The organism is Synechococcus sp. CB0205, from assembly GCF_000179255.1.
Lineage (GTDB): Bacteria > Cyanobacteriota > Cyanobacteriia > PCC-6307 > Cyanobiaceae > Vulcanococcus.
Window position 1 is genome coordinate 68,114 of record NZ_ADXM01000051.1, and the last position, 10,051, is coordinate 78,164.

9 protein-coding genes and 1 pseudogene are annotated in these 10,051 nt (G+C 56.6%); 3 read left to right on the forward strand and 7 right to left on the reverse strand.

All coding sequences use genetic code 11. From position 1 onward, the window contains the following. Nucleotides 1–209 precede the first annotated feature (209 nt). Nucleotides 210–1,205: a hypothetical protein gene (locus tag CB0205_RS0110530; protein ID WP_010317144.1), complete on the reverse strand. Its 996-nt coding sequence runs from the start codon at nt 1,203–1,205 to the stop codon at nt 210–212. 110 nt (nt 1,206–1,315) lie between these two features. Here CB0205_RS0110530 and CB0205_RS15460 point away from each other — a divergent pair. Next, nucleotides 1,316–1,501: pseudogene (locus CB0205_RS15460) on the forward strand (DNA-3-methyladenine glycosylase); the annotation flags it as partial. A 301-nt stretch (nt 1,502–1,802) separates the two neighbouring features. On the opposite strand, the gene CB0205_RS0110540 reads toward CB0205_RS15460, so the two are convergent. From CB0205_RS0110540 to CB0205_RS0110570, 5 genes are all read right to left on the reverse strand, one after another. Beyond that, nucleotides 1,803–2,789 carry a hypothetical protein gene (locus tag CB0205_RS0110540; protein WP_010317147.1) on the reverse strand — a complete coding sequence of 329 codons (987 nt, stop codon included), beginning with the start codon at nt 2,787–2,789 and terminating at the stop codon, nt 1,803–1,805. A gap of 576 nt (nt 2,790–3,365) precedes the next feature. Next, nucleotides 3,366–4,343, reverse strand: coding sequence for an inverse autotransporter beta domain-containing protein (locus CB0205_RS0110545; protein ID WP_232197298.1), 978 nt, complete (start codon nt 4,341–4,343; stop codon nt 3,366–3,368). 533 nt (nt 4,344–4,876) lie between these two features. Continuing rightward, complete coding sequence (locus CB0205_RS0110555; RefSeq protein ID WP_010317151.1) at nt 4,877–5,179, reverse strand: hypothetical protein; 303 nt, start codon at nt 5,177–5,179, stop codon at nt 4,877–4,879. 24 nt (nt 5,180–5,203) lie between these two features. After that, on the reverse strand, nt 5,204–5,386 hold the full coding sequence (locus tag CB0205_RS0110560; protein ID WP_043705936.1) for a hypothetical protein: 183 nt from the start codon (nt 5,384–5,386) through the stop codon (nt 5,204–5,206). Nucleotides 5,387–5,638: 252 nt separating this feature from the next. Further along, entirely contained in the window at nt 5,639–6,424 is a 786-nt protein-coding gene (locus CB0205_RS0110570; RefSeq protein WP_010317158.1) for a PAS domain-containing protein, read from the reverse strand. A 56-nt stretch (nt 6,425–6,480) separates the two neighbouring features. On the opposite strand from CB0205_RS0110570, the gene CB0205_RS0110575 reads away from it, so the two are divergent. Continuing rightward, nucleotides 6,481–7,281, forward strand: a complete 801-nt coding sequence (locus CB0205_RS0110575; RefSeq protein WP_043705955.1) for an ABC transporter ATP-binding protein — start codon at nt 6,481–6,483, stop codon at nt 7,279–7,281. An 83-nt stretch (nt 7,282–7,364) separates the two neighbouring features. On the opposite strand, the gene CB0205_RS0110580 is transcribed toward CB0205_RS0110575, so the two are convergent. Next, complete coding sequence (locus CB0205_RS0110580) at nt 7,365–8,906, reverse strand: alpha/beta fold hydrolase (RefSeq protein ID WP_198001930.1); 1,542 nt, start codon at nt 8,904–8,906, stop codon at nt 7,365–7,367. A 116-nt stretch (nt 8,907–9,022) separates the two neighbouring features. On the opposite strand from CB0205_RS0110580, the gene CB0205_RS0110585 reads away from it, so the two are divergent. Next, nucleotides 9,023–10,051 (forward strand): hypothetical protein (locus CB0205_RS0110585; protein ID WP_010317164.1); only part of this gene is annotated, 1,029 nt, incomplete at its 3' end.

The following is a 10,051-nucleotide window of genomic DNA, read 5'->3' on the forward strand; positions in this document are numbered from 1 at the left end:
TTGATTACATTAACTCTAGCGAATCCGTTATTATCTGCTTGTCGCCAGACCTGGGTTAGGAGTCGCCTCAGAGCCGGCCCCTTTTTATTGGACGCAATAACGGTGACGCAATAACTGCTCTCACGTTTTGGTTTACTAGTTTATAGGTGTGACCGAAGAAATAAAAGGCCCCTGCGGTTGTAGGGGCTACGGGGTTAGGGTGCCCAATACTAACAATTAATATAAATATCCGAAAATAAATTCATCAAGCTGCTCTTGCATATAATGCTACCCTCATCATGCACCCGCACGTCCCGTTTGCTTGGAGTTGATGTTAAGGCTTCAACTGCAGCGTTGGATTTCGGTGTTTCTTTCCCAGGTCCACCATTGGTATTGAAACGCCATTTGATGTCAGCGGAGAAACGTGACTTGAAGGCGCTGTCATAAGACAGGTTGGTGCCAACAGTCAGTCCGTTGTTGATGGCATACGCGAGGCGACCAAGGACGCCAGAGCCATCTGCTGTATTGAGGTCACCGTTTTGGTAGTAGTAACCAACAGAAGCTCTTAGAGCTTTGGTGAGGTTGTAACCCGCATCAAAGCCAACGGTGGTCAGTGCATCGCCCTGATAGACGGAGTTGAGTTGCTGCTCATCAGGCTCGCTCGTTGGAATGAGTGCATAGGCATTGAATACCCACTTGTCGCTAACGGCTTCTGCGTTGACAGCCGCCTGCTGAAAGAAAGCGGTGCGTGATGTGTAGACAGGGATACCTGTATCTGCAGGCCCCGTGCTCATCGGTCGGGTGTCATAGCCCGCATTGATGCCATACATCCAACTGCGGTCGCCGTTGAGCCAGCGATAGCCCAGGCGAGATGAGGTGGAGATGGTGGTGCCAGCAACGGTGGTGTTGATGATGCTGCTGGAGTTATTGATGTCAGCGAAGTTGGCATTCGCCAGGACATCGGCAAAGAAAACGCTGTTCTTGCCGACGACGAGGGGCAGAAAGCCACCCAGACCTGCCTCGTTGGGAGTGCCAGCCGCTTGGGTCTGTCCTTGAACACCAACCTGAGGTTTGATGACATCCTTGAGGCTGATGCTCATCACGCCAAGGTCCTCAGCTGAGCCTTGGGCGACCTCAATGGGCTTGGCGCTCACTTGCGGCATTGATGCCAGTGCCAAAGCAGCCGCGCCCGTCAGCGACAGGCTCAGGCGAATGGACTGCTGCATTGAGCTTGAGCTCACCTCTGCGGGAGTTTTGCAAGGGAATGCGCCATTGCCACTGGGCTTAGAGCACTTCGGTTGGCGGCTGCACACTGGAGAGACCAACAGCCACTCCCATAGCCACCACCCAGTCCATCGCCAAGGATTTCCCAGCGCTCCCCCAAGCCTTCTTCGCCCGCCCCGCCGAGCTGGTGGCACCCGACCTCATCGGTTGCCTGCTGGTGAAACGCCAAGAGGACGGCAGCCTGCTTTGGGGCGTTGTGGTGGAAACGGAGGCGTGCTCTCATCAATCAAATCCCAGCGCATTGGCACCAGATTGCAGTGAGATTTAGACGCGTCAATGGCATCCGTGATGGTGATAGAGAGCGAAGTATCTAGTAGTGGTGTTAAGGAGATAGGTGTATCAGTAGTGATAAGAGATGGAGACGCCTGGCTTTGCTGTGGGTTGAAATATTTGGGATTTACTTTGGCGGAGAAAGCGGCTCAATGCCTGCGGTGGAGGTGGGAGGTGGTGCCAGGTATTGGATGGAGTTTTGGGGCTGGTTGAGGTTGATTGAAGAAATAAAAAGCCCCTGCGGTTGCAGGGGCTTCTGGGGTATGGGGTCAGAAGGGACATTGTCCGGGGATCAAAAGCTGCCACCAATGGACACACGACCCGCGGTCGTGCACCCGCACATCCCTATTGCTCGGTGTTGACGTTAGAGCTTCAACTGCAGGATTGGATTTCGGTGTTTCTTCCCCAGGACCACCATTGGTGCTGAAACGCCACTTGATATCAGCGGAGAAGCGTGACTTGAAGGCACTATCATAAGAGAGGTTGGTGCCAAGAGTTAGTCCATTGTTGATGGCATAAGCGAGGCGACCCAATACACCTGAGCCATCGGCAGTATCCATATCCCCATTCTGGTAGTAGTAGCCAACAGAAGCCCTCAGGGCTGGCGTGATGTTGTAGCCAGCATCAAAACCAATGGTGGCTAGTGCATCACCTTGATAGACGGAGTTGAGTTGCTGCTCATCAGGCTCAGTCGTTGGAATGAGCGCATAAGCATTGAATGCCCACATATCGCTTACTGCTTCTGCGTTGACAGCAGCCTGCTGGAAGAAAGCCCTGCGTGAGGCATAGACAGGGATACCTGTGTCAGAGGGACCCGTGCTCATTGGTCGGGTGTCATAGCCCGCATTGATGCCGTACATCCAACTGCGGTCGCCATTCAGCCAGCGATAGCCCAGCCGTGATGAGGTGGAGATGGTGGTGCCAGCAACGGTGGTGTTGATGATGCTGCTGCTGTTACCCCAGTCGGCGAAGTTGGCATTCGCCTGCACATCAGCGAAGAAAACGCTGTTCTTACCCACCACCAAAGGGAGGAAGCCGCCAATGCCCGCTTGGTTCGGGGTGCCAGCGGCTTGAGTCTGGGCTTGAACGCCAACCTGTGGCTTGACCACATCCTTGAGGCTGATGCTCATCACCCCAATGTCCTCAGCTGAGCCTTGAGCGACCTCAACGGGCTTGGCGTTCACCTGAGGGATCGATGCCAGTGCCAGGGCTGCAGCGCTAGTGATGGAAAGACTCAGGCGAACGGACTGCTGCATCACTCAACCTGTACTTTGCGGAGTGTGCCAGCTGACATCACCTGCTGCCATTGGGTTTAGAGCAGTTGCCTGGGTGTCAGCACACTTTTGAGGGCAGAAGCCACACCCGTAGCCACCACGCCAAGGGAGCGTCTAAGTGCCACTGGGGCTCAAGGATGCTCAAACGATTAGTTGAGACAAGAGGTGCTCATAGAAGCAAGAGAAAGCGTGTCTCACCAGGGCAGCAGCAACTGCCTTTTGCATTTGATTGTCGCCTCAATCAAATCCCAGAGGAGTGGCATCAGATAGCGGTGAGATTTAGACGAGCTAATGGCATTCGTGATGGCGATAGGGAGCGAAGTGATTGGTGAATGCGTTGAGGGAATAAGGGTAGAAGTAAGGAGAGAAGTATTGAGGGTGGTTTTGGTGTGCCCTGGATCTTTTCCGTTTGGTGCTCAGTGCCTCATTGGGTCTGTTGTCAGGCTGCGCTGAGTGCAATGGTGCCAGGTATTGGGTGCTGATTTGTTAGCTTATTGGTGTGACTGAAGAAATAAAACTTTGAAACCTATAGCGGTCCTGCGAGATGCTCTCTGGATTTCACGTGCCATCCCATGACGCCAAAAACATGTCACCCTTTATTATCTCTATTTCATAGTGTGTATCATGGACTCGGACATTGCGCTGACTGGGAGATGTGTTTAGTGCATTCAATGCGGGTTTAGCATTGGTTTTCGGTGTTTCTTTCCCAGGACCGCCATTGGTATTAAAGCGCCACTTGATGTCTGCGGAGAAGCGCTGCTTAAACGCATCGTCATATGACAGATTGGCGCCAAGCGTTAGACCATTATTAATGGCATACGCAAGCCTTCCTAAAACACCTGAGCCATTCACATTCTCCTGTTCTCGCTGCTGGTAGTAATAACCAACAGAAGCTCTGAGGGCTGTTGTGAGGTTGTAGCCTACGTCTAAACCGTAGGTGTTGAGTGCTCCGCCTTGATAGGCACTATTGAGTTGCTGCTCCTTCACTCCTGTCGGAATAAGACCGTAGGCACTGAGTGCCCACTTATCGCTGACCGCTTCTACATTCACCGCAGCCTGCTGGAAGAAATCAGTGCGCTCGTTAGTGAGCGCCACTCCCGTGTCATCACCGCCTGATGTCAGCGGGCGAGTGTCATAACCCGCATTGATGCCATACATCCAACTACGGTCACCGTTGAGCCAGCGATAGCCCAGGCGAGATGACGTTGAGATGGTGGTGCCGCCCACATCGGTATTGACGATGCTGGACTGTCCTTTGATGTCAGCGAAGTTGGCATTCGCCAGGACATCAGCGAAGAAAACGCTGTTTTTGCCGACCACCAGGGGCAGGAAGCCGCCAAGACCTGCCTGGTTTGGTGTGCCTGCTGCTTGGGTCTGCCCTTGAACACCAATCTGGGGTTTGACCACATCCTTGAGGTTGATGCTCATCACCCCAAGGTCCTCAGCTGACCCCTGCGCCACCACTGCAGGCTTGGCATTCGCCTGAGGAATGGATGCCAGTGCCAGAGCAGCAGCACCTAGAGCGGAGAAGCTCAACCGAAGCGATTTCACGAGCGCCGATCCCGAGGCTGCAGGGAGTATCGAGGCGTCTGTGAAGACCTGCCACCTCGGCGGGTCAGCTGCTGCTCTGGATGGTTGTTGGGGGAGCTATGGCACTCCCCCGCTCGGACGGCGCTGGTCTGTGGTGCGCCTCCAGATCGGTTATGGCTTAGGTCGCCTTGGGAGCGCAAGCACACAAAAAAGCGCCCCCTCCGGAGCGCTCGGGTGGTGTGAGGAGGAACTTAAAAGTTCCAGAGCGGTTATGGCTCCGGTTGCCTCCGCGGTGCAACACCGGCCGGCTCATGCAGGACGGCCATCACGTTGCAGCCAGGAAATAGGTCCTGTCCAAAGGCTCTGGCCTGTTCAGCACTCTCTGCGTGGACCAGCGTCCCGACGATCTCGTCCTTGGAGACCTCAACGGCTAGGTCGAACAGCTTGCCCACAGATTTCTCGCTTACACCCTGGCTTAGCCACGGAGAGAGCAAACGGGACAGGAGGGAGCGCTTTAGGCACAAAAGTAGGCACAGCCCTCAGATAAACGCAGTGAGCTTCTCCCTGAAATCGCCCTTTGGCATGCCGCCTTTGATCTCGCCCTTAATGGTGAAATCGCCGTGAGGGTCTTCCACCACGAGGTAGGTCGGCCAGCCCATTCCTTCCTTGTTGGGATACTGCGCAAGCAGGACCTTTCTGTATCTGCGATAGGTCTCGGTGTCCTGCAACATCACGCTGACAAAGCTGCAGCCCAGTTCTTCAGCAACCTTGCCGTCGTAGTGGCTCATCCGATGGCAGGTGCCGCAATCCTCGGAACTGAACTTGAGGACTGTGGGTGCCATGGCGAGGACTGCAGTGCCGGCAACTTAATGGCACTGATCGAGGCTGATGTCGCCGAGGAAACAAAGATCGAGAAGACGTTGCAGTGCAGCCGCCCGCGACGGAAGACCCCACTGTTCCTTCAACGCATCCAGGCGAGCCAGGTGAACTCGGCGAAGATCGCAGCTGACCTTGATGCACTCATCACCCAGAAAAGGAAGGCTTTGCATCTCCCAGGCCGATCGCTGCCGCAACGATGCCTGCGATCAAAGCAATGTCAACGAACGACGGGAATGGTCAGGTAGGCCGGAGCAAAGCTGCAGGCCAAGGCGAATTGCCGCAGCGGTAGGCCAAAGACCGTGCTCACAAAATCGATGGCAACGCGCGAGAGCAACGGAACACCGCTTGTGCCGCAATTGTAAAGAGACGTGAAGCAGCTCTCAGCTTGCAGGGTGTCAGGTCAGCAATCGGCCGAAGCCCCTTCAGCGATCGAGCTTGTCAGCCAGCGCCCTGGCCTCTTGGGCAAGTTGCCGCTTCAGCAGCACGCGATCGGTTACGTCCCGCTGGACCGAGACCCAGTGGGTGTACCAGCCCGAGGAATCCGCCAGGGGCGCCACCTTGAGCTCAATCCAACAGGTGGATTGATCGCGGCGGTAGTTGATGACCTCCATGGACGCTGGCTTCCACTGATCCATCGCCGAGCGCAGTGCAGAGGTGCTCTCCTTCGAAGTCTCTGGACCCTGAAAGAGCCTCGGACTCTTGCCGAGCACCTCGTGAAGCGCGTACCCGGTCTGATCCAGTAGTGACTGGTTGGCGTAAACGATGACAGGACCCGGGGCATCCAAGGGTTCAGCCAAGGTCACCAAGACGGCATCTTGCGCCGTGTCCAGGACCCCTTCGAGCAAACGGCGGTAGGCGTCTTCGTTGGTTTCCTCGGGGGCCGCATCGAGGCGTTGCGCCCGGCGCCTGAGGATGCCAACGCCAAAGCCAGAGTCACAGGCAAACAGACGGAGGCGGGTGGCCAGCTCAACCCCCGTTGGATGGGGCAGAGGCAGCACATGGTCCCGCGGCCCCTCAGCTAAACGCCGGTGTTCCTGGACGATGAGATCAGACAACTGCGGCCAGCACTCACCAATCGCGCGGCCGCACCACTCCTGGGAATGGTGCCCCAAGCGCTGTTGAGCCGTGCGGTCGACGTGGGAAATCTGGCCATTGGCCCCGCAGAGCACCAAGCCATCTCCGGGCTCCAGCAGGAAAAAAGGCTGCATGGGGCTGACCCTAAAGAGCCGGCCCGTACCGATGCTGGAAGCAGTACCTGATGTTCATGAGCGCGACTCCCTATTTCGAGGCCATCTCCGTTGAGGCCTGGCTTGGTGCCAGGCGAGTGTTCAACGATCTGACCCTGAGCTTGCAAGCAGGGGAACCCACGGTGCTGCTGGGACCCAATGGTGCGGGCAAAAGCGCCTTGATCAAGTTGATCAATCGTCAGCTCTACCCCGTGGTGAAGCCGGGCTCTGAGCTGAAGCTCTTTGGCAGCAGCACCGTCAACCTCTGGGATCTGAGGCAACGCATCGGCCTGGTCTCTAGTGACCTGCAGAGCGGCTACATCCCAACGGTGCCAGCGGAAGAGGTTGTTCTCTCCGGCCTCTTTGGCTCAGTCGGGCTAGGCCGTCCACAACGCCCAACACAGCAGCAACGGGCAGAAGCGCTGAACCAGCTCGAGCAGCTTGGATTGGCTGATCTCCGTGGTCAGCCCTTCGGTCATTGCTCGGATGGGCAGCGGCGGCACTTGCTACTCGCCCGCGCTTTGATTCATCAACCCGAGGTGCTGGTCCTCGATGAACCGATCAATGGCCTGGACTTCAAGGCCAAGCACCAACTCCTCAACAGCCTGCGGCAACTCAGCAGGACAGGAACCACGTTGCTGCTGGTGACGCATCAACTGGAGGCCGTGATCCCTGAGGTCCAACGCGCTGTCCTGATCAAACGCGGGCAAATCGTGGCCGATGGTCCTGCCGCGGCACTGCTGACGAGCGCAAGTCTCAGTACGTGCTTTGACACCCCGATCACTGTTTTGGAGGAGGGAGGCTGGCGCCAAGCCGTACCCCGAAACAGCGAGGCATAAAAAACAGCCCAGGCAGGGCTGTGTGAGGAGGCTTCAGCGCCATCGAAGCGAAGCCAGTGGCGACGGGCGATGGGTAGATCGACTCAGCTGTCCGATTGGATCGCGGTCGAGACGTCCTTGAGGGGAATCAATGGATGGCCCCAAGGGCCTGTGCCAAGCAGTGGCGGCGCGCCGGCTGACGGGGAGAGCGCGGGGCCCGCTTGATAGGCCGCCTCAACCCAGGCCAGCAGCAGCGGACCCAGTACCCCTCCATTGGCCTGCTGACCGGGGCGCAGATTGAAATGATCGCCCCCTTTCGCCAAAACCAATTGGTGCCCGAAGGGCACGGCCTGGCGCATCGGTGTGATTGCCTCGGGGTCAGGTGGCACAACCCAGTCATGGGTGCCACTCACGACCAGAAGACGTGCACTGGCGTTGCGCAGTTGCGGAACCGAAAACAGCAGTGACATGGGCGGCGAGACGGCCACGGCTGCAACGACCCGCGGATCGCGAAGGGCGGCCTGATCCACGCCATCGAGCCAGCTGCACTGCAGGGTCCAGCTCAGATTGCGCTGTGGATCACTGGTTTGCGGGCATCGCTTCTTGAGCGTTGTCGCCTGGGGCACCAGACCCGCCTGCTGCAACGCCGTCGTCGCGCCCCAGGAGTGACCAATGACAACCACAGCGTTGGCGTTGACCCCAGTCACGCCGCTGAGTTGACCAGCAGCCACCGCATCTGTGACCGCGCTGAGATCGCGAAAGCGCAGGGCCAGCTCAATGGGCTTCGGGGGAGGAACCGCTCCCTTCAGCATCAGGGCCTGTTCCTTGTTATCACTGCCGGGGTGGCGGGGCAGGGCCACGGTGTAGCCCCTTGAAGCCAGCAGAGCCCCCCAGGAGGCAAAGTTTTTGGGGCTATCCCAGAGGCCGTGGGAGATCAACACAAAGCGTCCATTGGCCCCTTGGGAGGGCTCAACGAGCACCACATCCAACGGCCGGGGGCGATGGGGGACGGCAAGACGCACCTGCCGTTGTCGTACCGCTGGAGATGACGACGCTGCAGGAGCCGTTGGTAGTACGACGGGTGAGGCCTGGGCGAAGAAGCTGTTGGCCTGGGTGCGCTGGGCCAACATGCGGCCGAGGATCGTTTTGACCTGGCCGAGGTTGAAACGCACCCGCTGGCCGGGAAGGGCCTCGATTAATTCGACCAGGGTGGGCTCACCACCAGTGGCGTTCACCCTCGCCCGATCCAACGCCTGACGAAAGGTTTGCCCCGTCAGATCGGGATCTCGCCCCTCGATCGTGCCGAGGGATGAGACCACCAAAAATGCTTGCTCGAGCAGAGGTGAGCCAACGGATCCATCGGCTAAACGAATCATCGAGATCGGAATCGGTCGCTGGAGCACCTGCAGCAGCACTTGACTCACCGCTCCATCCGAGGCCCGATCCAATTCCGCCAGGTCGCTCCGGCCCGCCATCAGGGCACTGGGACTTTTCAGCTCGCTGACCTTGACGCTGAAGCTGGAGCGCAACAGGGGGACTTCAATCAGAACCTCCTCAATTGCCCGGGCCGGCGCTGTCCAGAGGGGGACAGCGCCGGCGGCAAGAAGCGCAAGGCTGAGCCGCTGCAACCAGTGGAAACTCGACACATGTCTGGAACTACTGCTTCGAGAGCCGTCGCAATCGACTGGTATGACAGCGTTCTTGCTCATTCACCTCTGGGTGGTGCTAGGACTAGTCAAGCAGTGGTTCAAGCACTGACGGGTTGTTCACCCGCAACCACACCATGCCAGCAATCAAGAAATCGCTGCAAGTTGACAAGGGAATCTCGGTTTTCTGCTACGAGCACACCAAGGACGGTTGGTATGTCCGTCAGTGGAACAAAGCGGAGCGTCGATATCGCACCAAGCGCATTGAAGGCGCAACTAGCGAAACCGAAGCACTCGCGAACTTCTACAAAGCACTAGCGACTTTCTCGGAAACGCCACAACGAGCAATCAGGAGAATTTCGGAATCGTGCACCATCGCCGAACTCGTTGATGAGTTCAACAAACTAGAGGTGCAGCGCGTTGACGCTGGACTAAAAGATGAGAAAGCACGACTTCGCCGAGTCACTTCCCTAAGGCGAATGCTTGAGTACCTTGACGCAAAAGAAATTCAGTTCCCAAATCAGATAGATGTAACTACATGGGAGGATTACCCAATCTTCCGGAAGTCAGTGATGAAAAACACACGGAAGACAGAACTTCGCGACGTCGCCGTCTTCTGCCGTTCTTTCCTGGTACCGAGAGGTTATTTAAAGAATGAGATTGCAATGTCACGAGGATTCATGCCAAGAATCACCATCGGTGATGACGAGTTAGACGCGAATCCCGCTATTACAGCAGACGATTACAAGATAATCAACAACTACCTCCGTCACCAATACTGCGGAAATGCTCGCACCTATGTTGGAGAGTACTCACATCGGATGTTCGCCACATTCGTCCATCTTCTCAAGAATAGTGGTTGTCGCCCTTCGGAATTATTAGCAGTAAGGCGCAAAGATATTGAAGTTACAAACCCCAAGCGATGGTCTGAATCCAAGCAGAAATGGGAAGATGACTACAAACTGAAGATTCACGTTCGCATGTCAAAAACTGGCAAACGACGGGATGTTCTTTGCCGAAGCAATGCCGCTTCAAACCTTCTTGAGTTCTTGAAGTTCCAGCGTGGATGGCTCGATAGAAACCATTTCACATTCACCATCAAGGAGGAATCACTCATCTTCGGAAATCCCAAAGAGCACTTTGAT

Coding starts and splice junctions, on each gene's coding strand:
- CB0205_RS0110530 (WP_010317144.1), bottom strand. CDS start 1,205: ATGCAGCAGTCCATTCGCCTGAGCCTGTCGCTGACGGGCGCGGCTGCT.
- CB0205_RS0110540 (WP_010317147.1), bottom strand. CDS start 2,789: ATGCAGCAGTCCGTTCGCCTGAGTCTTTCCATCACTAGCGCTGCAGCC.
- CB0205_RS0110555 (WP_010317151.1), bottom strand. CDS start 5,179: ATGGCACCCACAGTCCTCAAGTTCAGTTCCGAGGATTGCGGCACCTGC.
- CB0205_RS0110560 (WP_043705936.1), bottom strand. CDS start 5,386: ATGCAAAGCCTTCCTTTTCTGGGTGATGAGTGCATCAAGGTCAGCTGC.
- CB0205_RS0110570 (WP_010317158.1), bottom strand. CDS start 6,424: ATGCAGCCTTTTTTCCTGCTGGAGCCCGGAGATGGCTTGGTGCTCTGC.
- CB0205_RS0110575 (WP_043705955.1), top strand. CDS start 6,481: ATGAGCGCGACTCCCTATTTCGAGGCCATCTCCGTTGAGGCCTGGCTT.